Source organism: Variovorax sp. PMC12 (genome assembly GCF_003019815.1).
In the GTDB taxonomy this organism is placed as follows: Bacteria; Pseudomonadota; Gammaproteobacteria; order Burkholderiales; family Burkholderiaceae_C; genus Variovorax.
On sequence record NZ_CP027773.1, the window covers coordinates 3,219,144 to 3,242,992 of the forward strand.

Here is a 23,849-nt window from a genome sequence, read left to right on the forward strand (position 1 = left end):
CGCAAGATGAAGACCCGCATCACCGAACTGCTCGGCATTCGCTACCCCATCATCCAGGGCGGCATGCAATGGGTGGGCCGTGCCGAGCTGGCCGCGGCCGTGTCGAACGCCGGCGGCCTGGGCATCGTGACCGCGCTCACGCAGCCCACGCCCGACGACCTGCGCAACGAGATCGCGCGCACGCGCGCGCTCACGGACAAGCCCTTCGGCGTGAACCTCACGATCCTGCCGGCGGTGAAGCCGCCGCCGTATGCGGAGTACGTGCAGGCCATCATCGACAGCGGCGTGAAGATCGTGGAGACCGCGGGCAACAGCCCGAAGGACTTCATCGAAGCGCTGAAGCGGCATGACGTGAAGATCGTGCACAAGTGCACCTCGGTGCGCCATGCGCTGTCGGCGGAGCGCAATGGCGTGGACGCGGTGTCGGTGGACGGTTTCGAATGCGCGGGCCATCCCGGCGAAGACGACGTGCCCGGCCTGGTGCTGCTGCCGATTGCGGCGCGCAAGCTGCGCATTCCGATCATCGCGTCGGGCGGCATCGCCGATGGTCGCGGCATGGCCGCGGCGCTGGCGCTGGGCGCCGAGGGCATCAACATGGGCACGCGCTTCTGCGTGACCAAGGAAGCGCCCATTCACGACAACATCAAGCAGGCGCTGGTGGATGCGACCGAGCGCGACACGAAGCTGATGTTCCGCACGATGCGCAACACCGCGCGCGTGTTCCGCAACGCGATTTCCGAAGAGGTGGTGGCCACGGAGAACCGGCCCGGCGGTTGCGAGTTCGAGGAAGTGCGGCCGCTGGTGGCCGGTGCGCGCGGCCGTGCGGCGCTGGAGTCTGGCGAGGTGCAGAACGGTGTGGTGTCTGCGGGGCAGTGCATCGGGCTGATCGACGACATTCCTACCTGCGCCGAGTTGCTGGAGCGCATGGTGCGTGAGTGCCGGGAGCATCTGGAGCGGGCGCGGTCCTTGATGGGCTGATTCCGTTTGGGTTGCATTCGGGGGGCGCTCACGCCGACGGGGTACCTTGCTCCGCGAATGTCCCCCGGCCTTCGGCCTCCTCCTTTATTTCGCTGCGCAAGGCACCCCGCCGGCGTGAACGTTCAGTGCTGCTGTGGAAGCTGCATTTGTTGGCGCTCTGCGGGACTTCTTGCCGCTTCGGGCGGCTGCTTTGCGCAGTTCTTCTCTAGAGTGGATGCCCCTGTCACTCCATACCCCACCAAGGGAAGCAACACACCCCACCACTTAGATGTTTGAAGGCTGCTTGCCTCGCGGCAGGTCGTCGGTGCGAAAGCAGCGATGCAGATGCGAGGTATCAAAAGGCGACGGCCGAGGTGTTCTCAGCACCCCGACCGTCTAACCAAGTTCGTGCAATCACCTTGGAAGGAGCGCACAAAAATGGCTACCACGACTATAGCCCGGCCTCGCACGCCGGTAGCTTCCGAAGACAACGCCCAAGACGCGGCGGATCTTCTCGAAAACACCCTCTCTCAGCTCGAAGCCCTCCTGTGGGTCTGCCACGGGGAAGACATCGACTGGTGCAGCGGGGATGGGCCTCGACGATTGGACAACCTGCTTTGGCTTGCGGCTGAGCTGGCTCGCAAGGCTGGGGAGCTGTTTCAGGTGAGCGAGAAGGCGCGACGTGGAGCGCCTGAGACCAGCAGTTAGCAGCTGGTCTGCGGGCTGCTAGGTTCGCGGCCCGCCTGGGCAGACCGTCAACTGCCTGAAGAAGTCACAGTACCCATCGCACGGCCCTCATACGCCAACAGGATCAGCGGCTTCGCTGCATCCAGATCCGACTGCGATGCGAGGGACAGTTCCAGGTCACCCGTTCCCCAATGCCCTTGCTGCCTGACATCCCGCCCGTTCGACGGTAGCGGCAGCACCTGGGCTGGGTCGACGTGCAGGTACAGAAGCAAGCGCGCCTTCTGCGGCACCACGGTGGCAAAGTTCTTCAAGCGCTTGAAGGCCACGTACAACTTCAGCTCTTTACGTTGCACGTCGTCGCCCAGCGAAAGCACATGCCCCTCCAGCGACGCCATCAACTCGCTCAAGTGGGGCGTAAGCAAGGGCAGCCATTCGGCAAACGACCGGTCTCCCGTCACCGGCTTCGCCGCAACGGCCTCCGTAAGCGCAGACTTTGGCGATTTCGCGGTCTTGGCCACCGACGCACGGCCGCCGTTCGCGCTGGTGGCGTTGGCCTGCTCCAGCAGTAGCAGTTCTTCGCCAAAGCGCCGGTAGCGGATCAGCTCGATATTGCGATTGATCTGCTGCACCGCATGGCCGTCGTACTTGGTGAAGTCAGCCGCGATGCAAACCAGGCGCGGCGCCGTCCAGTCGATGGCATCGGCCGCCGGATTGCCCAGCTTGTCCATCACCAACAGCTTGAACTCGGCCTGATGGTCCATCAGCCAGTCCAGGTAGAACAGGCCCTGGTTGATGACGTTCTCGCCGACCGACCGCTTGTATTCCAGGATTACCGGGCAGTTGTTCTCGTCCAGACCCAGCGAGTCGATGCGGCCAGCGTGCGTCTTCCCGGTGGAGTATTCGGTGGCCAGGAAACGAATGCCGAGCAGGGTGTCGAGGTTGGCCTCGATCAGAGTCTGGAGCGGCTTCTCGAGGTCGGAGGCGTCGCCTTGCAGCTCGAAGGCGCGGCCGGAGTTGAGGCGGAAGAGTTTGATGTCGCTCACGCAGCCGCTCCCATCTGCTCGATCGGTGCACACAGGTCGGCGTAGCCCAGGAATCGAAGCTGTGCCCGGACTGCCGCGGCGTATGGCTGGCTGGGCTCTGTCATCCGCTGCAGGAAGTTGACCTGCCCGTCGATCGGCATGTGATTGGCTACAAATGCGGAAGCCTCTGCATCTGAGTCCGCAGCGACCAGTGCTTTTTCAACCTGCTCCACCAGCTCCTGTACCAGCCGCATCGCGCGCTGTCTCGCTGACACTAGTCCAGGAAGATCTAGCCCCAGCAACTTGACGGTGTTGCTGACGCGCGTTCGCTCGTAGTCACCCAGGCAAAGCTTGGTCGCACCCATCTTCCCGGCGGCGGTGACCTCGATCAGCCGAACGTCGGCTAGCCTTGCGGGATCGAGCAGAACGGGTCGCTCGTCATCGAGGCAGCGGTCATCCCACGTAGCGCGCTTACCTCCCTGCATCAGCGGGAACCATGCGCCCTTACCGACCGACTCTTCTGCATCGTCCTCCGTGTTGATCTGGTTCGATCGCTGCGCCGCAAGCCTAAAGTTGTCCCATGAGAACGCGAGCCAAGGGTAGCCATCGTCGCTTTCGGTGCTGGTGCGTTTGGCCTGCTTCTTGGGGCGGTAGTGGTCCACGTCCATGAAAGACTGAACGCAGTCGCTCTCGGAGTACCAGCACTTGCCGTATGACATCTTGGCCAGGTAACGAGCGAACGCCCGCCAGATTCGCCGCTTCTTATCAATGAATTCAGCGCGCTGGTCTGGCGCCAGGGCTTCAAGCTGGGCCTGCGCGCGCTCGGCGACGCGCAGCACCTTCTCCGGAATCAGCGCCGGGTCTCGACGGACGTAGATCACTGCTTGGCCTCCGAAATTGTCAGCTTCTGGATCAACGTCTTCATGGCTCGCTGCCTTGCCTCCACGTCGGCGGGGCTGAGTGGTGGCCTGTCTGCGTACCGCAGATCGTGCCAGGCGCGCAGGAAGTCCTGATACAGCGGTTCGCGGTCTTCGTTCAGGAAGCCAAGTCGTGCGAGCTGATCGTTTAACGCGATGAGCCTACGCTGCTGCTCATCGCCACGCTCGACCAACTGAACCAACTCGTTGCGCTCATCCACCAGACGCTGGGTCTCGACATCCAGACTCGTCGCCAAGCCGAAGATCTCGGTGAGTGTCGCTGTGAAGCCCATGCCGCGCGGGTCTGCATACGGTGCGGCGGCAGTAACGCGGCCGTCGTCAGCCTGAACGATCACACGTACTTCATCGCGCGACAGCGCCGAAACTGTCAACGGGTTATGCGAAGTCAGCACGATGTGGCAGTGCTCTTTCTCCGCGGCGATGTCCGTCCAGTCTTCGATCAGCTTCAAGTAACTGTGCTGCCAATGCGGGTTGAGGTGCGTATCAGGCTCGTCCAGCAGGAACAGCGAACGCTTGCCGCGCGAGACCCGGATCAGGCCCAGCACCATTAGCAACTGCCGCTCTCCGTCAGACAGGTCGGCAAAGCCCACATCGCCGCTGACGTCGTTGCTGCGCGTCACCCACACCTGGATCTCGCGCACCAGGTCAGAGATGTCCATCGCCTCCAGAGCGTAGAACGTCTCGCGTTCGTCCTTGAACTGCTGGGCAAGTTGCTTCAGCCGCTCGATCGATGGCAGGAAGGCTGCGAACTGCGGCTCGACCTGCTTCTTGTCGCGGTAGTCGTCCACAGCATTGCCGTCGAGCGCGAACGGGTGGAAGGCTAGCTCCTTGAAGCGGTGCGCCGCCCGACCGGCAGGCCCACCGGCCCCCCACAGATCTTCGGCGCTGGCGCGCTTGCCCTTGGCAAACCAGGGTTCACGAAACAGGGCCAGAAGCGAATGGAACCCGGTGATGCCCAGCCTGTCGGCCAACTCGGCTTTGACCTTTGGGGCCGGGAAAGCGAACAGTGCCAGCAGCGCCAGAACGCCGTGGATGGGCCGGCAATAGAACAGGCGCCGGGCCACCTGCGCCTGCGCCACCTTTGCCGGGTCATCTTCGAGCTTAATGTCGTCGTAGTAGCGTCGCTGGTGGCTGTCAAACAACGCCTCCAGCCGTCGGCTGCCGCCGGAGTAGTAGCCAAACACCAGGTCTGGAAACAATTCGACCTTGCGCTTCTCGAATTCGGAACGCTTGACTTCGCGGCCATCTACGCGCACGGGCGGCTCGCCCGGCACATTGCTCAGGCATACGCGCGGCGGTTCGGCAACGGTTCGGCCTGGGGGCTGAATGCGGTATTCCACCCGGTAGCGAAAGCGCGGCTCGTGGCGCCGCAGGTCCATCCAACGAAAGACCTGCGCGATGGCCTCGATGAGGTTGGATTTTCCAGCGCCGTTCTGGCCGATAAGCACCGTGGTGAGATGGCTCTCGTCGAAGTCCACCTCCAACTGCTTCAGGTTCTTGAAGCCATCAATGAAAACCTTATCCAGCCGCATGGCTGGGCTCCAGGGTGGTCTGGTTGTCCTTTACGTGGCCCTCTGCAACCTCCCAAGCCAGTTGCTTGTAAAAGTCGGCCACCGGCAGCTCGGCCAACTTAAACAGCACCTCGGCGCTGGCGGGCGAACCGATGCGCCGGAGGTGCCCGGCGAGGTAAGGCTGATTCATCACATCATCGTCCTGGCGGCTCTTGGTCATGGCGGCGGCTTCCTTTGGAGCGCGTGGCGGGCGGCCACGGCGCGGTGCTCGGGTCTCAGTAACCGGCGCTGTTGCGCTGTGGGCAGTAATTCGCGCTAGCAGCGCGCTGGCAGGTTCGTCATACGAGTCTTGCTGCACCAACTCGCCACGGAAGGCCTTGGCGAGGGTCAGCGGGGTGAGACGCTGGACAAGTGCAATGGCAGCGGCATGGCGAGCTTCGATCGCGTCGGCGAGTGCAAAGAGTGCCAGAACCCGATTGACGATCAGCGCCTGCTCTTCTGGACTCGGTAAAGCCAAGGGGATACGAGCCAGATCAGCAAGATTCAACGTTTTCCTTGCAACCTCCTTCGCACTGCGGAGTAAGTGCCATTGAATTGACTCGGTCGAAAGCCAATAGTGAAGCCATAGATTCAGTACTCCATCTCGACAAGCGAGGCGCGCTACTGCACGTGCAATGTTCGCTTTCATACCCGCTGGGACGACGGCAGTTCTTCCAATAGTTCCCACTACCGAAATCAAGACTTCTCCGCCTACCACACGAGATCGTCTGTACTCTCGGTCGACTTCTGACGAAACCGTTCTAAGCTGACTCTCCAGTACAGACCCAGCTTCCATGTCCTGGACGCGAATCAGCGGAACACCTTTTGATACCTCTGCGCCAGGTTGAACAACGCCGTAGCAGAGCGGCCGCGCCGGATCGATTGCTTGCCCAAGGTCAATGACCTGCCATGAACTAGGAATCCGCAGAGTTTCTTCGCCTAGCGTAACCAATTGGTGCGTTGTCGCAGCAGTCCCCACTTCCTTTCCTATAGTCATCTCTCCGCTGACTGCCGCTTGCAGAACCGCCTGCCGAAACCGGTTGAGCAACGCCGGAATGGCATCCAGGCTGTCATTGCAGGCTTGGATGCGGGCCAGCAGGGTGTCGAGTTGGTCGGCGATGCGGGTTTGCTCTCTTCGTGGCGCCACCACGAGGGGCGCGGACCTACCCGCTTCGGTGCCAAGCCGCGGCATATTCATACCATGACTGGCGGCCTCCACGTATTTCAGGAACGCCGGATGTTTGAGCCAGTGGAAGAGGTAGCGATTGTCCAGTGCTGGATTTGCCGACAGGGGCACGATCTCAGTGCTGCAGAAGCCCGGCTCGTCCGCGATGACCACTTTGTTGAGGTAAGGGCGCAACTTGCCGTACAGCACATCCCCGGCATTGAATCGATTCTTGGTGCTTCGGGACTGGCGTTGGGATTGGGTGACTCGGCCCAGGATGCGCGAGCTGTCCTTCTCGATGTCTTCCAGTTCCAACACCCAGGCATCGCCGGGGATTTCCGAAGGCTCAGCTTTCGCAGTCTTGCCATAGTCGACAACTGAGCCCAGGTTTGTAACTACCCAAGAAGACGGCAAGCTTTCCGGCGTGATCTCGAACTCACTCATCGCCACTCTCCAACAAAACTCCCCGCCGCGCCAACCGCTCCCGCGCCTCCACCAGCGCCGCATGCAACTGCTGCTCCAGTTCCGCCTTGGGCGGCAGCTCCGTCCAGTACTCGGCCACGGTGATGCCGTCTTTGTGCATCTGCAACAGCTCCACCTGCTCGCGGCTGGACTCGGCACACAGGATCAGGCCAATGGGCGCTTCTTCACCGGTCTGGCGCTCGTGCTTGTCGAGCCATTTGAGATACAGCTCCATCTGACCCTTGTGCGCGGCCTTGAAGCGGCCGAGCTTGAGTTCGATGGCCACGAGGCGGCGCAGCCGGCGGTGGAAGAACAGCAGGTCGAGGTAGAAATCTTCCCCATCGATGACCATGCGTTTTTGCCGTTCGACAAACGCAAAGCCGCGCCCCAGTTCCAGGATGAAGGCTTCGAGCTGGCGCAGGATCGCGGCTTCGAGGTCGGCTTCGTCATGGCCCTGGTGCAAGCCCAGGAAGTCCAGAAAGTACGGGTCCTTGAAGACCAGCGCAGGCGTTGCGGCCAGCACGGGGGTCTGGGCGGCGGCGATTTCCGTGCGCTCGAAGGCCTTGCGCTCGATCTGGTGGTTCAGCTCCCGCACACTCCATCCATCTTGCGCGGCGCGCTGGGCATAGAAGGCGCGAGCCTCGGGCGTCTTGAGCGCCACGATGGCTACCAGGTGGCTCCAGCTCAATTGTGTCGACAGCGTCGACACAATCTCCGCGTCAGGGAAAGCCTCTGCGAACTTCACCATGCGGCGCAGGTTGCGGGATTCGAACCCGCGGCCGAATTCCTGCGCCAGCTGCTGGCCCAACTGGTCGAGCAAGCGGGCGCCGTAGCCGGCACGCTCGCCGCCCAGCACTTCGGAGGCCAGGCGCTGCCCGACGGTCCAGTACAGCCGGGTCAACTCGGCATTGACCGCACCGGCCAGGCGCTGGCGGCTGGCGGTGATCAGCGCGCGCAGCTCGGCGTGCAGGTTGTCTGGTGGTGCACCGGCTACTGATGTTGTCACCGTGTTCATGCCTGGGTCTCGACGGCCTGCGGTTCGTCCAAGGGCAGGTCGTCCAGCGCCGCATCGGGGTCTTCGCCCAATTCCTCCAGCAAGGCCCGCAATTCGGCCATGGCGTCGCCCAACTCGCGCTGCAGCAGGCGAGCCACCATGGCCGGGTCGTCGCGCTGGGCGTCGGCGGCTTCGGCGCTGTCGTCCTTGAGCCAGCTGATGTCGAGGTTGTCGCCACGTTGCGCGATCTGTTCGCGCGTGAAGCGGCGCCAGCGGCCGGTCGCGCCGGCGTCCTGGCGTGCGGCCAACGCAGCAGGACCGCCAGCGGGGTCGTCGCCAAACACGTCTTCGAACTTGTCGCGCGAGCGCTCGGCGGGGGTGTCGGGCAATGTGCGGAAGTAGTCACGCGTGAAGGGCGTGCGCTTGCCGAACTGCGGCATGTTGGCGCGCATGTCGTAGACCCACACTTCCTTGGTGTTGCCCTTGTCGGTCTTGCCGCGGGTGAAGAACAGCACGTTGGTCTTCACGCCCTGGGCGTAGAAGATGCCAGTAGGCAGGCGCAGGATGGTGTGCAGGTTGCACTTGTCCATCAGGTCGCGGCGGATCTCGGTACCGATGTTGCTTTCGAACAGCACGTTGTCGGGCAGCACCACGGCGGCGCGCCCACCCGGCTTCAGCGCACGGTAAATGTGCTGCAGGAAGGCGAACTGCTTGTTGCTGGTCTCAAAGGTGAGGTCGCCACGTGTCGGCAGGCCGCCGCCTTTCTTGGTGCCAAAGGGTGGGTTGGAGAGGATCAGCGTGGCGTTCGGCAACTGGTTGTGGTCATCGCTGAGCGTGTCGCCATAGGTCACTCCGCCTTCGATGCCGTGCAGCAGCATGTTCATCAGTGCCAGGCGGTGCGTGTCCTGCACCAGCTCCATGCCGAAGAAGGTGTCCTTGGCGTAGCGGCGCTGATGAGCATCCGTCAGGCTGTCGAAGTCATTGTGATGACGCAGGTAGTTGTTGGCAGCGATCAGGAAGCCGCAGGTGCCGGCCGCCGGATCCTGGATCACGTCGCCCAGCTGCGGCTGCATCACCGCAACGATGCTGTCGATCAGATGCCTTGGCGTGAAGTACTGGCCGGCGCCGCTCTTTTTCTCGCCGGCGTTCCGCTCCAGCAGGTCTTCGTACATGTCGCCCAGGTCGTCGCGGTCCACGCTGTACCAGTCCAGACTGTCGATGTCGATGACCAGCTTGCTCAGTGTGGCGGGCTTGGTGATGAAGGTGTTGGCGTTGGCGTAGATTTCCTGCACGGCGCCGCGGCCGCGCAGGCCGTAGTCGAGCAGCATCTCCTTGTAAAGGTCGAGCCGTTCGGGCGTGGAGGCGTTGAGCAGGTCGTCCCAGCGGGTGCCGGGTTGTTCGACCGGGGGCTCGGACTTCTTGGGTCGCTTCCACACCTTGAGCCGGTCTTCCTGTCCGGTCTCCTTCATCATCTTCAGGAACAGCAGGTAGGTCAGTTCGCTCAGGTACTGGTGGTACGTGACGCCGTCGTCACGCAGCACGTGGCACAGCGACCAAAGCTTGGCGCCGATGTCGAGCGCGGCAGAGTGGTTGGTCATGAGATAGCAGGGGGTCAGTAGAGAGGTCAGCGGTTGGCCGATGATGGTGGGGACCACAGCGCGTCGTTGAAGGCCTCCAGCACGGGCTGGAGCCGGCCATTGAAGACTTTGTCGAGGCGGTTGAAGCCGCCGCCTTCGCGCTTGAAGATGAGGTCGGGGTCGTCGAGAGCGGCGCGGTCTACCAGCACGTTGGCCTTGGTCTGCGCCGCAATGCGTTTGAGCCAGTCGCGCTGCGGTGTGCTCCAAGGCTTGCCGCCGGGCGGGTGCGCCAGCAGGTTTTGCAACGCATGGTCCACCCGCTCGGCGTAGGGTACCAGCGCGTCGCCGATGGCGGCCTGGCGGATATAGCCGACGATGCGCGCGGCGATGTCCTGATTGGTCAGCTCGCGCCAAGCCGAGGCCAGATTGGTTTCGGTGAAGCCGGCACGGTCCAGGGTCAGCACCAGCTCGCGCAGCTGGGCGCGGGTCAGCTCGCGCGGGCGGGTGAGCACGGTCACCAAGGCCGGAATCTGGTTGCCTTGGTCCCGGATGAAATCGCCGAACGCGCGGAGGTAGTCGTCTGGCTTCTGGGCCTTGCCGTAGCCGCGATCGGCACGTTCAAAGCGGTCGGCATGCTCTGACACATACATCTCGCGTTCGGGGCCATCGCCGCGGCGGTCCAGCAGTTCGCCCAGCTCCGGGTTTTGAACGAACCATGCGGCCACATCGGTCGGGGACATAGCCTTCAGTTTCTGGATGAAGGCCTGCACGGGCATGCCGGCTTTGGCTTCGAAGTCTTGTCGGTCGTTGTCAGACAGGTGACGCTTCTTGCGCTGCAGCTTAGCCAGGAACTGGTCACGCACCAGGGCGGTGGCGGCATCGTCCTTGAGCGTTGCCAGCTCCTGGGCCAGTTGGCTGAAGCTGATTTTCGGATTCACGACCACGGGCTGCATGGCCGTCATGTCGCCGATAGCCTCGAAGATGCGCACGGCGTCGAACACGCGGAACGCGTCCTTTACGTCGGTACCGCCGAAGTCGCACAGCCGCGTAGCGCGGCCCAGCATCTGATCGAACAGGATGCGGCTATTCACCTGTCGCAGGAAGACCAGGTTGCAGATCTCGGGCACGTCAATGCCGGTGGTCAGCAGGTCCACCGTCACCGCAACGTTGGGGAGGCGTTCGTTCCTGTAGCGGCGGATCAACTGCAGCGGCCTGTCGGCCGCGCCGGTGATCTTGATGACGGCGTCATCTTCCACAGAACCGTACTGGGTGGCGAAAGCCTGCTTGAGCAAGTCCACCACCATGTCGGCATGACTGTCGCTGACGCAGAAGATCAGCGTCTTGCGGCGCGACGCGGGGTCCAGCTCCTGCGCCAAATAGTTGCAAACAACCTCGTTGAACGGTCGTGTGATGACCTTGCGGTTGAAATCGTCGACCTTGAGCTTGATCTCGTCCGGCGCCTTGAACAGGTCGATCTGCTGGCGGCCCGTGTTGTAAACCTTGACTTCCTCGCCAGCCTTCCAGGCGATGCCTTCGCTGGACAAGTGGGTGTGCACCTGGATGGGCGGTTCGTAGTCCACCAGCCAGCCATCGACGACGGCCTCACGGTACCCGTAAGTGAACACCGGCGGTCCGAAGATCTGAGTGGTGTGCAGCGCAGGCGTGGCGGTGAGGCCGACCTTCACAGCGTCGAAGTGGTCCAGCACGCGCCGGTATTTGGAAACGTAGTCGTCGTAGCCACGGAAACTGAGTTCGGTGTCCGACAACTCACGGTCAAGCAGGTAGCCGCGATGGCATTCGTCGACGACGATGCAGTCGTACTGGTCGACGGGAGGTGGAAGCTCACCTTCGGCGGTGTACAGAACACGTTGCACCATGCCCTGGATCGTGGCCAGATGGACGGCCGTGTCGGCGTCGGGCCGTGGGGCATCCAGTTCCTTGATGCCGAAAATGTCGGCGAAGGTCTGCAAACGCTCCATCCGCGTGTCCTTGAAGGCATTCGCGGCCTGCTCGCCCAGGGCTGAGCGGTCGACCAAAAATAAGATGCGGCGAAAGCGCTTGGCATTGAGCAGGCGGTAGATGAGGGCAATGCAGGTCTTGGTCTTGCCGGTGCCAGTGGCCATGGCCAGCAAGATGGCACGCTGGCCCTCGTGAATACTGGCCTCGGTCGCCCGGATGGCGTTCTGCTGGTAGGGGCGTAGCGGAAAACCGTATTCGAATGGCGCATTGGCGAGTTCGGTGTGCGCGCGGTCTTCGTCCCGCTCCATCAGCGCGCTCAGGCCTTCGGGCGTGTACCAACCGTCTAGTGCATGGCCGAGGTTTTCTGGGCGCCGCAGGTCACAGAACCAGACGCCGCTTTTCTCAGCTAACTGCCGCAAGTAGGGACGACCGTTGGTGGAAAACACAAAGGGAATACGGAACTCGGCGTTGGCTCCGAAGTTGTCGGCAGGAAGCTCCACCTCGGGTGATGCACGGAAGCCGCGGCTGTAGCGCTTGGCTTGTTGCAATGCAGCCGAGACGTCGATGTTCTTGCGCTTGGCCTCCACGATGGCGACCGGCGTGAGGCCGATGAACAGCGCGTAGTCGGCAGGCCCCGTCTCGGTGGGCCATTCGGCGATAGCGAGGTTCTGGCCACGTTGGGGCCTGGCACCTTTGGAGAACGTCAGCCGCGCCGAGTCGACCGTCCAGCCCGCGCTGGCAAGTTGTTCGTCGATGAGCTTGCGCGTGTCGTCTTCGCTGATCTGGATGACTGCTGCCGCCGAATTTGCGGCTGCTACAAGTCTCGCGATGGCCTGTGGTGGCTCCGCACCGGCTTGGGCCTGAAGCAACTCCATACGCTGGAGTAGTGCGGCTTTTGCCGATTCGGCCTCCGTGGCCATGTTCTCCCAGAACGCGCGATCTTCTTCGGCGCGCCTGATCTGTGCCTGCGCCTGATCGAGCACCTGGGCCGCATCCTGATGCGTAGCTCGGTACTGGGCCAACTCAACCCGAAGTGCGTTGAGTTCGGTTGTGAGTTCGACGCTTTCGTTCGCCGGCGGCACTGGAGGCAGGAACGGGCCGGACTTGAAGGCGGGATCCTTAAAGGTCCGGTGGAACCACACGCCTAATTGCCACGTAAGCCGGAGGCTGAGCAACGCGGTGCGGTGGTCGCCGCCAAAACTGTGGTTCGCGTTGTTGCCCGACCTACGGACCTGCGCGAACAACGCCCCGACCTCTCGCGGGATGATGCCCTGGTCCTGCAGACGGCGAAGCAGGTCGACCTGCTTTTCTTCGGAAGAGGTGAAAACCCCGACGTTCGAAGCTGCGAGTTGTGCGAGCAATTCCGTCAATTGGCGAAGCTTCAGGAGGCAAGTATTCGGATCGTCCGCAAAGTAGCGCTCAGCAAGCATCCCGAGGCGCACGAGTTGCTCATCGTGCGCCTTGAGGTGTCCAAAATTCGATGCCTTATCGCCCTGCATGTCAGGCCATTTCAGCTCGACGGCTGGCGTTGCTTTCGCGATGCCTTGCCAGGCGCCCTGTCGATAGAGCCGGCACGCAATGCGGCGATGCCATGATCACGGCAGTAGCTGAGAACCATGACTTCGAGCATGGACGCAACGCTGCGTCTCTCCGCCTCTGCGGCAGCGGACAGGGCGGCCTTCACATCGGGAGGCACTCTCGCACTGACCACCTCTGTCTTCGTTACGGCCAATGCAGAACTCCTGTGTGAAAAACGCTAGCGTTCTGCAATGGTAGCTCAACCCATATCGAGACTTTCCTAGGGGATCGACCCAGGCAGTCGATTGCGCCTCCGAGCCTAGTTGCGACCACGAAAAATCTCGATGTATGAGCGCAGCCGACACCAGTCTTTGAGACCTCTGCCTATCCACTACCCCCCAGCCACACTCCCCGTGCGCAGGGCGCCGGGTGCTCCCCGCAGCGAAATAAAGGAGGAGCCCGAAGGGCGGGGGACATTCGCGGAGGGGAGTACCCGGCGGCCTGCGCACACGCCCTGGAAAGGCAAGGCAGCTAAGGAAACCCCCGATACATGAGTGGTCATCGACCACCTAGCATCGACGGCTGTTTCCCTGTCGAGGTGTACGGAACGCGTCCCGGCGTCCGCCCGGTGACATGGCTTTTGGCCTCACTGACCTTCCTGCGATGACAACTCCACCCGAGTCCGGCCCCACGCTGGACGCCGCCAGCCCCATCCCCCCCGACATCGAAGCCGCCGACGAACCCACCAAGGTGCCACTGGCCATCGAAGACTGGCTCACCGTCATCATCATGGGCGCCCTGGCGCTCATTACCTTTGCCAACGTGCTGGTGCGCTACTTCACCGATTCGTCCTTCGCGTGGACCGAAGAGTTCTCGGTGTTCCTCATGATCATGCTGGCGCTGGTGGCCGGCTCGGCCGCCGTGGCGCGCGACCGGCATATTCGCATCGAGTACTTCTCCGAAAGCGGCTCGATGGCGCGGCGCAAGCGGCTCGCGCAGTTTGGCGCGCTGATGATCGCCATTCTGTTCACCCTCATCGGCGCGCTCAGCATCCGCATGGTGTGGGACGACTACCGCTTTGAAGAAACGACGCCGGGCATCGGGCTGCCGGCGTGGTGGTATTCGATCTGGCTGCCTATCGTGTCCTTCGCGATCGCGCTGCGCGCCATCGGCCTCATGGTCCGCCGCGGCCGCAAGAAAAACTACAAGTCAGAAGACACCAAGTGATCGCTACCCTGCTCTTTGTCGCCTTCGTCGTGATGATGCTGGTGGGCGTGCCCATCGGCGCCGCACTGGGACTGGCGGGCGCCGCCTGCATCGCGCTGGCCAACAGCGACGCCCAGTGGTTCGGCTTGCTCGCCGTGCCGCAGAACTTCTATGCCGGCCTGGGCAAGTATCCGCTGCTGGCCATTCCGATGTTCGTGCTGGTCGGCTCCATCTTCGACCGCTCCGGCGTGGCGCTGCGTCTCGTCAACTTTGCCATTGCCATCGTGGGCCGCGGCCCCGGCATGCTGCCGCTGGTGGCGATTGCCGTGGCGATGTTCCTCGGCGGCATCTCCGGCTCCGGCCCGGCCAACGCGGCGGCCGTGGGCGCGGTGATGATCGCGGCCATGTCGCGCGCCGGCTACCCGGCGGCGTTCTCCGCCAGCGTGGTGGGCGCGGCGGCGGCCACCGACATCCTGATTCCGCCTTCGGTCGCGTTCATCGTGTATTCGGTGCTGGTGCCGGGCGCCTCGGTGCCGGCGCTGTTTGCGGCCGGCATGATCCCGGGCGTGATGGCCGGCCTGGCGCTGATGATTCCGGCCGTGCTGCTGGCCCGCAAGCACAAGATGGGCGCGCTCGAATCGACGCTGCCGCGCCCGCCTTTCTGGAAGAGCTTTCGCGAAGCGACCTGGGGGCTGGCGGCGCCGGTGCTCATTCTGGGCGGCATGCGCGCCGGCTGGTTCACGCCGACCGAAGCGGCGGTGGTGGCGGTGTTCTACGGCCTGTTCGTGGGCATGTGCATTCACCGGACCATCAAGGTGCGCGACCTGTTCGTGATCTTGCGCGAGTCGGGCGAACTCTCTGCGGTGATTCTGCTGGTGGTGTCGCTGGCGGGCATCTTCGCTTATTCGCTGTCGACGCTGGGCGTGATCGACCCGGTGACGCGCGCCATCGTGAACTCGGGCCTGGGCGAATACGGCATCCTGGCGCTGCTGATATTGCTGCTGATCACTGTCGGCATGTTCCTGGACGGCGTGTCGATTTTCCTGATCTTCGTGCCGCTGCTGCTGCCGATCGTGCAGTACTACAAGTGGGACCCGGTCTGGTTCGGCGTGATCCTCACGCTGAAGGTGGCGCTGGGCCAGTTCACGCCGCCGCTCGCGGTCAACCTGATGGTGTCGTGCCGCATCGCGAATGTGCGCATGGAAGAGACGGTGCGATGGGTGGGGTGGATGCTGTTCTCGATGTTCGTGGTGATGGTGCTGGTCATCGTCTTCCCGGAGCTGGCTTTGTGGTTGCCTCGCAAGTTGGGGTACTGATGCTTGTCTTGCGTGGCGGCCGCTGTTCGGGGTGCGCTCACGCCGACGGGGTACCTTGCTCCGCGAATGTCCCCCGCCCTTCGGGCTCCTCCTTTATTTCGCTGCGCAAGGCACCCCGCCAGCGTGAGCGTTGGACAGGGCGTCGGTTGATCGGCCGAGCACGAGCAGCGTGCCTCGTGCACAGGGCGTCGGGTGCTCCCCGCAGCGAAATAAAGGAGGAGGCCGCAGGCCGGGGGACATTCGCGGAGGGGAGTACCCGATGGCCTGTGCACGCGCCCTGAACGTACAAGCCCCTTCAGTAAAGTTTTCAGTACCAGTAAGTGTTTCGAACAATAAGGAGACCTCTCATGAAATTCCGCCGCACCCTGCTCGGGCTCGCCGCAGCAACCACCGCCCTCGGCATGTTCTCGACCGGCGCAATGGCGCAGGCCGCCTACAAGCCCGAATACAAGATGTCCCTCGTGCTCGGCCCGCCCACCCCCTGGGGCCAGGCCGGGAAAATCTGGGCCGACATGGTCAAAGAGCGCACTCAGGGCCGCATCAACATCAAGCTCTACCCCGGCGTCTCGCTCATCCAGGGCGACCAGACCCGCGAGTTCAGCGCACTGCGCCAGGGCGTCATCGACATGGCAGTCGGCTCCACCATCAACTGGTCGCCGCAGGTCAAGCAGCTCAACCTGTTCTCCATGCCCTTCCTGATGCCCGACTACGCGGCCATCGACGCGCTCACGCAGGGCGAGGTCGGCAAGGAAATGTTCAAGACGCTCGACAAGGCCGGCGTGGTGCCGCTCGCGTGGGGCGAAAACGGCTTCCGCGAAATCACCAACTCCAAGAAGCCCATCAGGTCGCCGGCAGACATCAAGGGCATGAAGATCCGCGTGGTCGGCTCGCCCATCTACTCCGACATGTTCACCGCGCTCGGCGCCAACCCCACGCAGATGAGCTGGGCCGACGCACAGCCGGCCCTCGCGAGCGGCGCGGTCGACGGCCAGGAGAACCCGCTGTTCCTGTTCACCGTGCTCAAGATGCAGACCGTGGGCCAGAAGTTCGTCACCACCTGGGGCTACGTGGCCGACCCGCTGGTGTTCGTGGTCAACAAGGAAATCTGGGCTTCGTGGACCCCTGCCGACCAGGCCATCGTGCGGCAGGCCGCCATCGACGCGGGCAAGGAAGAGATCGCCATCGCGCGCAAGGGCCTGGTGGAGGCCGACAAGCCGGTGCTGAAAGACATCGCGGGCATGGGCGTGACGGTGACGAGCCTCACGCCGGCGGAGCGCGAAGCCTTCGTGAAGGCGACGCGGCCGGTGTACGACAAGTGGAAGTCGACCGTGGGCACGGACCTGGTGGCGAAGGCCGAGCAGGCGATTGCCGCGCGCAAGAAGTAAGCGTAAAAAAAACGAGGGGCGGTGGCCGCGGCCGCATCAGCTGCGATAGCGGCTCGGGTTGGCCCCCGCCATCTTCTTCATCAGGCGCCGCAACGCGGTGGCGTCCTGGTAGCCCACCGCGCCGGCCACCTGCTCGACCGTCATGCGGCTGGTTTCGAGCAGCGCGCGGGCGCGCCGCAGCCGCACGCTCTGCACCAGCGCCTGCGTGCTCTTGCCGGTGGCCTTGCGGATGTGGCGTGACAGCGTGCGCTCCGACATGCAGAACTCGCGCGCCAGCGCACTGACGGCCGGTGCGTCTGGCAGCGCCGACTCGACGCGCGCGGCCAGCCGCGCCACCAGGTCGTTGCCGTTGGCCAGCACTTCCGGCACCACGAACGGCGCCTGTGCCTGGCGCCCATCGATCAGCAGCATGCGCGAGACCAGGTCGGTGAGCGCGCTGCCGCAGCGCTCGCGCAGCAGGTGCAGCATCAGGTCGGTCTGCGCGAACGCGGCGCCGGCCGTGACCACCGGGCCGTCGGCGCACACCATGCGGTCGGCATCGACGGTGCAGCCGGGCGCCATGCGCGCGAGCAGCGGCGCATACCACCACGAGGTGGTCGCGCGCCGGCCCTGAAGCAGCCCGGCCGCGTTGAGCAAAAACACGGCCGAGCACGAGGCCGCGACCTGCCCGCCGGCCTTTGCGTGCCGCACCAGGCCCGCGATTGCCTTGGCTGCGTCATCGCTCTCGAGGCAGCCGCGGATGTCGCCCGGCGTGTTGAGGCCGAGCCCCGGCACCACCCAGGCCGAGCGGTCGTCGCGCGGCCGTACGGGCAGGCGCGCGGTGTCGATGGCCATGCCGGCCTGCAGCGGCACCGGGCCGCCCTGCACCGAACACAGCCGCCAGCGCGGCGGCGCCACGCCGGCACGCGGAGCCAAGGCCTGCGCGGCGCCGAGCATGTCGAGCGTGACCGCGACGCTCGAATTGAAGGCGCCGGGCAGCACCAGGATCGTGAAGTCGTGCATTCTTGGGGCTGTCTGATTCAGCTTCTAAACAGTCAAATTGGACACTGCCATTCTGGCGGCGCGAAGGGCCCAATACAACCATGCCCAACATCCTCGTGAAGATTCCCCAAGGCGCCTTTCCCGGCGAGAGCCGCGCCACGCTGGTTCGCAAGATCAATGAAGCGGCCGCGGCCGTCGAGCAGATGCCGGACGAGCCCCGTGCGCGTTTCATGTGCTGGGTGCTGGTGGACGAGGTCGCTGCCGGCGGCTGGACCTGCGGCGGCGCCGACGCCACCGCGCAATACCTGCCGTGCATGGCGCGGGTGCTGCTGCCGGCCGGCGTGCTCGACGACGAATCGCGCAGCCTCTATGCCGCGCGCATGCATGCAGCCTTCGCAGAAGCCATGCCGGCGGACGACCGGCGGCGCCTCATGACCTCCGTGGTGCTCGACGAAGTGCCCGACGGCGCCTGGGGCGTGGGCGGCCAGATATGGACGCTGCCCGACTTCGCTCGCAACGCGGGCTATGCCCATCTGCAGCACCTGGCGCGCAGCCCTGCATGAGCAACACGGAGAAACGCATGACGACGACGCCCCGCCCCCTGACCGAAGACGACCCGCTCGACGATTTCACCGCGCGCCGGATCACGCTCGACGGCGTGGAAAAGAAGGTCTACGTGCTCGGCGAGGGCCCGGCCGTGATCGTGATGACCGAGATGCCCGGCATCAGTCCGCATGTGGCGCGCTTTGCACGCTGGGTGCGCGACGCGGGCTTCACCGTCTACATGCCGTCGCTGTTCGGCCGCGACGGTGCCGTGCCCGGCGCGGAAGAAGGCGTGGCCGTGTTCAGGCGCACCTGCGTGAGCGCGGAGTTCCGCGCCTTCGCCGCCAATGAATCGAGCCCGGTCACGCAATGGCTGCGCGCGCTTGCGCGGCTCGCGCATGCAGAGTGCGGCGGCCCCGGCGTGGGCGCCATCGGCATGTGCTTCACCGGCAACTTCGCGCTGTCGATGATGCTGGAGCCCGCGATGCTGGCGCCGGTGGTGTGCCAGCCTTCGCTGCCGATGGACAACCCCGCCGCCACGAACATGGCGCCGGAGGAACTGGCCGCGGTCCGCGAGCGGCTGGAGCGCGAAGACCTGACGGTCATGGCTTACCGCTTCGAAGGCGACAAGCATTGCCGGGCGCAGCGCTTTGCCGCCTTCTCCGAGGCGCTGGGCGAACGCTTCGTGGCCCGTGTGCTGCCGGACAGCGCGGCCAACACCGACACCCCGCCCTTCTTCGCGCAGGTGGTGGCGAGCCCGCACAGCGTGGTGACGGCGCACCTGATCGACGAGGCGGGCCAGCCGACGCTGGCGGCGCGTGACGAGATCCTGGCGTTCTTCGCCGGGCGGCTGCGGCAGGGCTGAGCGGCGCCCGCGCTCTGGCAGACTGGCGCCGCAGGGGCGCGCCGTTCGCGCCCGCCAGGAGCCCTTTTCATGCCGCCGCCGAATTCCATAAACACTGCACGTCACACGCTCATCATCGACACGGACCCCGGCGCCGACGACGTGATCGCGCTGCTCTTCGCGATGGCCGCGCCCGAGCGGCTGAACATCCAGGCGCTGACCACCGTGGCCGGCAACGTGCCGCTGGCCAAGACTTCGCGCAATGCGCGCTTGGCGTGCGAGTGGGCCGGGCGGCCGGACATTGCGGTCTACGCGGGCGCGCAGCGGCCGCTGAAGCGCACGCCGATCTACGCGGCCAACATCCACGGGCGCGAAGGCCTCACCGGCGTCGACGTGTACGAGCCCGCGGCGCCGCTGGCGGAAGGCAGCGCGGTCGACTACCTCGTTCGCACCTTGCGCGCCGCGCCGGAGAAAAGCGTGACGCTGGTCATGCTCGGCCCGCAGACCAACCTTGCGCTGGCGCTGGAACAGGCACCCGACATCGTGCGCGGCCTGCGCGAACTGGTGCTGATGGCCGGCGCGCATTTCAATGGCGGCAACATCACGCCCGTGGCCGAGTTCAACGTGTTCGCCGACCCGCACGCGGCCGAGGCGGTGCTCGCGAGCGGCGTGCCGATCACCATGCTGCCGCTGGACGTGACGCACAAGATCCTCACGAGCGACGAGCGCATCGCGCGGCTGCGCAAGCTGGGCAACCGCGCCGGCGCGATCGTCGCGGACATCCTGGACGCCTACGCGCCGCAGGAAATGAAGCACTACGACATGCCCGGCGGACCGGTGCACGATGCCACGGTCACGGCCTACCTGCTGCAGCCTTCGCTGTTCAGGGGCCGGCGCATCCACGTGGAGATCGACAGCCGCGAGGGCATGGGCTTCGGGCAAACGGTGGCCGACTGGCATGGCAGCCTGCGCCGGCCGGCCAACGCGAACTGGATCATCGACGGCGATGCGCAGGGCTTCTTCGACCTGCTGACGGAACACATCGCGCGGCTGCCTTGAGTCCGGTCAGTTCGCGGTGATCTTGCGGTCGCGCACGATCGCGCTCCATTTGGAATCCTCTTTCCTCATGAAGTCGGTGAGCTCGGCGCGGGTGGTCGGCTGCGGGGTCAGGCCGTGCTTGTTCAGCGCTTCCTTCACGCCAGGATCGGCCAGCACCTTGACGATGGCATGGTTCCAGCGATCCAGCAGGGCCGCGGGCGTCTTGCCGGGTGCCATGAAGGCATACCAGTTGAGGGCTTCGAAGCCGGGGTAGCCCGACTCCGCCACCGTCGGGATGTTGGGCATGTAGGCCGGGCGGCTCAGGCCCGTGCTGGCCAGCGGAACCAGATTGCCGGCCTCGATCTGCGGCAATGCAGTCGGCGGCGCCGAAAAATACGAGGCGATGCGCTGGCCCAGCAAGTCTTGCAGGGCCGGGGCGCCGCCTTTGTAAGGCACATGCACCATGTCGATGCCGGCTCGCTGGTTGAACAGTTCTCCGGCCAGATGGGACGCGGAGCCGGCACCGGTCGAGGCGAAGTCGACGCTGCCGGGTTTCTTCTTCGACAGGGCCACGAACTCGGCCAGGGTCTTCACGCCCAGGCCCTTGTGCACCACCAGCACGTTGGGAAAGTTGACGCCGCCGGAAACCGCGGCCAGGTCCTTGAACGGGTCGTAGCTCACCTTCATGACATGCGGGGCGATGGTCAGCGGCCCGACGGAGCCGAGCAGCAGCATCGAGCCGTCGGCGGGCCCCGTGGCCACGTACTGGTGGGCGATGTTGCCGCCCGCGCCCGCCTTGTTGTCGACGATCACCGTCTGGCCGATGTCTTCGCCGAGCTTCCTGGCGATCAGGCGTGCGGCGGCGTCCGCCGCGCCGCCCGGTGCGAAGCCGACCACCAGGGTGACTGGCTTCTTCGGCGGAAAGTCTTGTGCCTGCGCATGCCCTGCCAGGAAGAAGGTGGCGGCCAGGGCCGCGAGGTGCAGAAGTTGTCGCTTTTTCATCGGAGTCTCCTTGGGGTTGTCGTGTTGTCGTTTTGTCGTGTTGCCCGTCAGTCCGAGCCGAGGCCGACGGGGTTTGGCAGGCGCTTCTCGACGGCATGGCGCAGCAAGGCGGCGCTGCGGAAGATGCCGTGGCCGAACTTGCCGTAGGGCATGGTGGCGAACAGCGCCATCACGGCACCCAGATGCACGCACAGCAGCAGGGCCAGGGCGGGGGTGCCGCGGCCGAGCCACAGGGCCAGGCCACTGGCGCTGGTGAGGAACAACAGCGCAATGAAGCCCAGGTCCATGGGCTTTTGAGCCGGGTCGCCGTGCAGCGGATGCCGCTTGCGGTTCAGGTGCCACAAGCCGGCGGTGCCGAGCATCAGGCTGATGCCGCCGGCAACGCCCAGCAGCTTCGGCGGGCTGGGCAAGGCGTAGGGGGCGGCCCAGCCGAAGGCGTAGTGATACAGCGTGGCCACGCCGGTGGCCGCGAAGCACAGCATGAAGCCGTAGAAGGTGAGATGGTGAAAGCGCCTGCGTGCCAGCGTGTAGGCGTCGTCTTCGTTGTGGCAACCGTCGCCGTGGCCGCCGTCCAGATACCTGAGGCGCAGTGCCGCGTCGGCGGCTTCCGCCGCGGCGGGCCCGTTCAGCGGCGCGCCGCTGGTGGCGGGCGTGATGTCGCGCCAGAAGCGCCGCACGCCCATGGCCAGCGCCAGGGTTGCGAACAGGAACACCGGGGCGAACAGGGCGACCAGCAGGTTGTGCGGAAACACGCTGTAGAAGTTTTCGCCCGGCGCCGTTCCCCACAGCCCGCCCTTCATTGCCACGGCGAGCGCCAGGAACAGCGCCAGCGCGCCGGCCAGGGCCAGCGAAAGCGTGAGCCCGTTGCGTTGGTAGAGCGCGCCGAGCGCGGGCGGCCAGGCGTAGTCCATGTAGGTCTGGCCGCGGACCTCGGCCATGGCCCTTGGCACGTTGACGGCAAACTCGTGCGGCGGCGCGTACTGGCAGGCATGCAGGCAGGCGCCGCAGTTGTGGCAGAGGTTGGCCAGGAAGTGGATGTCGGCCTTGCCGAATTCGAGCCGGCGCGTCATGGCCGGGAACACGGCACAGAAGCCCTCGCAGTAGCGGCAGGCATTGCAGATCTGCATCTGCCGGCCGACCTCGCTCTCAGCGCCCGAAAGAATGGGAATGACACGGCGCGGACCTTCCGCGAGCGACCCCGCCTCGCGTGCCAGGGCTTCAAGCGTTTGCATGGTGGATTTCTTTCTGCTTCAGGACCGCGGCCGCGGCCTGCGTGCCGGCAATGCGGCCGAAGGCGGTGCCGATGCTCATGCCGACGCCGGCGGTGTAGCCCTTGCCGAGCACGTTGCCGGCCATCATTTCGCCGGCCACGAAGAGGTTGGGGCTGGGCCGGTCGCCAAAGCGCACGGCGGCGGTGTCATCCACCTTCAGGCCCAGGTAGGTGAAGGTGATGCCGGGGCGCAGCGGGTAGGCGTGGAAGGGCGCGGTGTCGATGGGCCGCGCCCAGTGGGTCTTGGCGGGCGACAGCCCTTCGGTATGGCAGTCATCGAGGGCCGTGTGGTCGAAGCGGCCGACACGGCAGGCGGCGTTGTAGTCGGCAATGGTGCGCAGGAAGGTCGCCTCGTCCAGGCCGAGCAGGCGTGCCAGCTCGGGCAGCGTGTCGGCGACCGCGCCCGGAAACACGGGAGGCATGAAGCGGCCCACCGCCTTCTGGTCGATGATGGAATAGCCCATCTGTCCCGGCTGCTGGGCTACCAGCCGCCCCCAGATGGCATAGCGCTTGGGCCAGAAGTCTTCGCCTTCGTCGTAGAAGCGGCGGGCCTCTCGGTTGACGACCACGCCCAGCGACACGCAATCGATGCGGGTGCAGATGCCGCCGTCGTAGAGGGGCGCGCGGGCGTCGATGGCCACCATGTGGCCCTGCGAGGGATCACCGACGGAGTCCGCGCCGGCATCGATCAACTGCCTGAGCAGGACGCCCTGGTTGAAGCGGGTTCCGCGGATCAGGAAGTTGTCCGCCGGCCATTCGCCGCGTTCGTTGCGGCCCCAGGCCTCGCGCAGCCATTCACGGTTCGACTCGAACCCGCCTGCCGCGAGCACGCAGCTTCTCGCGGCGATCCGTTCACCGCCCTCGGTGCGCACCGCGGTGAAGCGCAGGCCGTCGAGCTCCACCGAAGCCACGGGCGTCTCATAGCGGATCCGCACCCCGAGGCGCTCGGCGCTGCGGTAATAGGCGTTCACCAGCGCCTTGCCGCCACCCATGAAGAAGGCGTTGGTGCGCGCCACATGCAGTGCGCCGGAGAGAGGCGGCTGGAAGTGCACGCCGTGGCTGCGCATCCAGTCGCGGCAATTCGACGAAGCACGGATGACCAGCCGGGCCAGGTGTTCGTCGGTCAGGCCGCCGGTCACCTTGAGCAGGTCCTGCCAGTATTCTTCTTCGGGGTAGGCCTCCACGAGTACGTCCTGGGGACCGTCGTGCATGCAGCGCAGGTTGCGCGTGTGCTGCGAATTGCCGCCGCGCCACGCCTTGGGCGCGGCTTCGAGCAGCAGGACGCTGGCGCCCGCCTCGCGTGCCATCAGCGCGGCGCAAAGCGCGGCATTGCCGCCGCCTACGACCAGCACATCGACCTGTTCATCGCTCACTTCTCGTCTCCTTGTGGGTCGGGAGACTGTAGGCAGGCCACCCTTCAGGCGACAGGCCGGAT

The 23,849-nt window shown here is 65.0% G+C and carries 18 protein-coding genes; 7 read left to right on the forward strand and 11 right to left on the reverse strand.

The genetic code is table 11. From position 1 onward, the window contains the following. Positions 1–6: 6 nt before the first annotated feature. Positions 7–978, forward strand: a complete 972-nt coding sequence (locus C4F17_RS15025; RefSeq protein WP_106935766.1) for an NAD(P)H-dependent flavin oxidoreductase — start codon at positions 7–9, stop codon at positions 976–978. Positions 979–1,712: 734 nt separating this feature from the next. Here C4F17_RS15025 and C4F17_RS15035 read toward each other — a convergent pair. The 7 genes from C4F17_RS15035 to hsdR are packed head-to-tail and all read right to left on the reverse strand — an operon-like array spanning position 1,713 to position 12,810. Then, a complete protein-coding gene (locus C4F17_RS15035) occupies positions 1,713–2,687 on the reverse strand; it encodes a DUF5655 domain-containing protein (protein WP_106935768.1) in 975 nt (324 codons plus the stop codon). Continuing rightward, positions 2,684–3,547 (reverse strand): hypothetical protein, encoded by an 864-nt coding sequence (locus C4F17_RS15040; RefSeq protein ID WP_106935769.1) that lies wholly within the window; start codon positions 3,545–3,547, stop codon positions 2,684–2,686. The genes C4F17_RS15035 and C4F17_RS15040 overlap by 4 nt, the downstream gene beginning before the upstream one ends. Next, a complete protein-coding gene (locus C4F17_RS15045) occupies positions 3,544–5,136 on the reverse strand; it encodes an AAA family ATPase (RefSeq protein WP_106935770.1) in 1,593 nt (530 codons plus the stop codon). The genes C4F17_RS15040 and C4F17_RS15045 overlap by 4 nt, the downstream gene beginning before the upstream one ends. Beyond that, positions 5,123–6,763: a restriction endonuclease subunit S gene (locus C4F17_RS15050; protein ID WP_159053667.1), complete on the reverse strand. Its 1,641-nt coding sequence runs from the start codon at positions 6,761–6,763 to the stop codon at positions 5,123–5,125. The genes C4F17_RS15045 and C4F17_RS15050 overlap by 14 nt, the downstream gene beginning before the upstream one ends. Next, positions 6,756–7,796 (reverse strand): PDDEXK nuclease domain-containing protein, encoded by a 1,041-nt coding sequence (locus C4F17_RS15055; RefSeq protein WP_106935772.1) that lies wholly within the window; start codon positions 7,794–7,796, stop codon positions 6,756–6,758. The genes C4F17_RS15050 and C4F17_RS15055 overlap by 8 nt, the downstream gene beginning before the upstream one ends. Next, a complete protein-coding gene (locus C4F17_RS15060; RefSeq protein ID WP_106935773.1) occupies positions 7,793–9,373 on the reverse strand; it encodes a class I SAM-dependent DNA methyltransferase in 1,581 nt (526 codons plus the stop codon). The genes C4F17_RS15055 and C4F17_RS15060 overlap by 4 nt, the downstream gene beginning before the upstream one ends. A gap of 26 nt (positions 9,374–9,399) precedes the next feature. Next, on the reverse strand, positions 9,400–12,810 hold the full coding sequence (gene hsdR, locus C4F17_RS15065; protein ID WP_106935774.1) for a type I restriction-modification system endonuclease: 3,411 nt from the start codon (positions 12,808–12,810) through the stop codon (positions 9,400–9,402). A gap of 682 nt (positions 12,811–13,492) precedes the next feature. Between hsdR and C4F17_RS15075 the strand changes: the two genes are divergently transcribed. From C4F17_RS15075 to C4F17_RS15085, 3 genes are all read left to right on the forward strand, one after another. Continuing rightward, entirely contained in the window at positions 13,493–14,056 is a 564-nt protein-coding gene (locus tag C4F17_RS15075) for a TRAP transporter small permease (protein WP_081268393.1), read from the forward strand. Next, positions 14,053–15,351: a TRAP transporter large permease gene (locus tag C4F17_RS15080; RefSeq protein WP_106935776.1), complete on the forward strand. Its 1,299-nt coding sequence runs from the start codon at positions 14,053–14,055 to the stop codon at positions 15,349–15,351. Before C4F17_RS15075 ends, C4F17_RS15080 begins: the two co-directional genes overlap by 4 nt. A 347-nt stretch (positions 15,352–15,698) precedes the next feature. Continuing rightward, complete coding sequence (locus tag C4F17_RS15085; RefSeq protein ID WP_106935777.1) at positions 15,699–16,736, forward strand: DctP family TRAP transporter solute-binding subunit; 1,038 nt, start codon at positions 15,699–15,701, stop codon at positions 16,734–16,736. A gap of 36 nt (positions 16,737–16,772) precedes the next feature. Here C4F17_RS15085 and C4F17_RS15090 read toward each other — a convergent pair whose 3' ends face one another. Continuing rightward, positions 16,773–17,738, reverse strand: coding sequence for a GlxA family transcriptional regulator (locus tag C4F17_RS15090; RefSeq protein ID WP_106935778.1), 966 nt, complete (start codon positions 17,736–17,738; stop codon positions 16,773–16,775). An 80-nt stretch (positions 17,739–17,818) separates the two neighbouring features. Between C4F17_RS15090 and C4F17_RS15095 the strand changes: the two genes are divergently transcribed. The 3 genes from C4F17_RS15095 (at position 17,819) to C4F17_RS15105 (ending at position 20,163) form a co-directional block, all read left to right on the forward strand. Next, on the forward strand, positions 17,819–18,280 hold the full coding sequence (locus C4F17_RS15095) for a tautomerase family protein (protein WP_106935779.1): 462 nt from the start codon (positions 17,819–17,821) through the stop codon (positions 18,278–18,280). A gap of 17 nt (positions 18,281–18,297) precedes the next feature. Beyond that, positions 18,298–19,125 carry a dienelactone hydrolase family protein gene (locus tag C4F17_RS15100; RefSeq protein WP_106937564.1) on the forward strand — a complete coding sequence of 276 codons (828 nt, stop codon included), beginning with the start codon at positions 18,298–18,300 and terminating at the stop codon, positions 19,123–19,125. A 69-nt stretch (positions 19,126–19,194) separates the two neighbouring features. After that, positions 19,195–20,163, forward strand: a complete 969-nt coding sequence (locus C4F17_RS15105; protein ID WP_106935780.1) for a nucleoside hydrolase — start codon at positions 19,195–19,197, stop codon at positions 20,161–20,163. Positions 20,164–20,169: 6 nt separating this feature from the next. On the opposite strand, the gene C4F17_RS15110 is transcribed toward C4F17_RS15105, so the two are convergent. From C4F17_RS15110 to tcuA, 3 genes are read right to left on the reverse strand one after another with little or no spacing between them, the layout of a single operon-like run. After that, a complete protein-coding gene (locus C4F17_RS15110; protein ID WP_106935781.1) occupies positions 20,170–21,144 on the reverse strand; it encodes a Bug family tripartite tricarboxylate transporter substrate binding protein in 975 nt (324 codons plus the stop codon). A 47-nt stretch (positions 21,145–21,191) separates the two neighbouring features. Beyond that, complete coding sequence (gene tcuB / locus C4F17_RS15115) at positions 21,192–22,376, reverse strand: tricarballylate utilization 4Fe-4S protein TcuB (RefSeq protein WP_106935782.1); 1,185 nt, start codon at positions 22,374–22,376, stop codon at positions 21,192–21,194. After that, positions 22,363–23,787 (reverse strand): FAD-dependent tricarballylate dehydrogenase TcuA, encoded by a 1,425-nt coding sequence (gene tcuA, locus C4F17_RS15120; RefSeq protein ID WP_106935783.1) that lies wholly within the window; start codon positions 23,785–23,787, stop codon positions 22,363–22,365. Before tcuA ends, tcuB begins: the two co-directional genes overlap by 14 nt. Between the last annotated feature and the right edge of the window lie 62 nt (positions 23,788–23,849).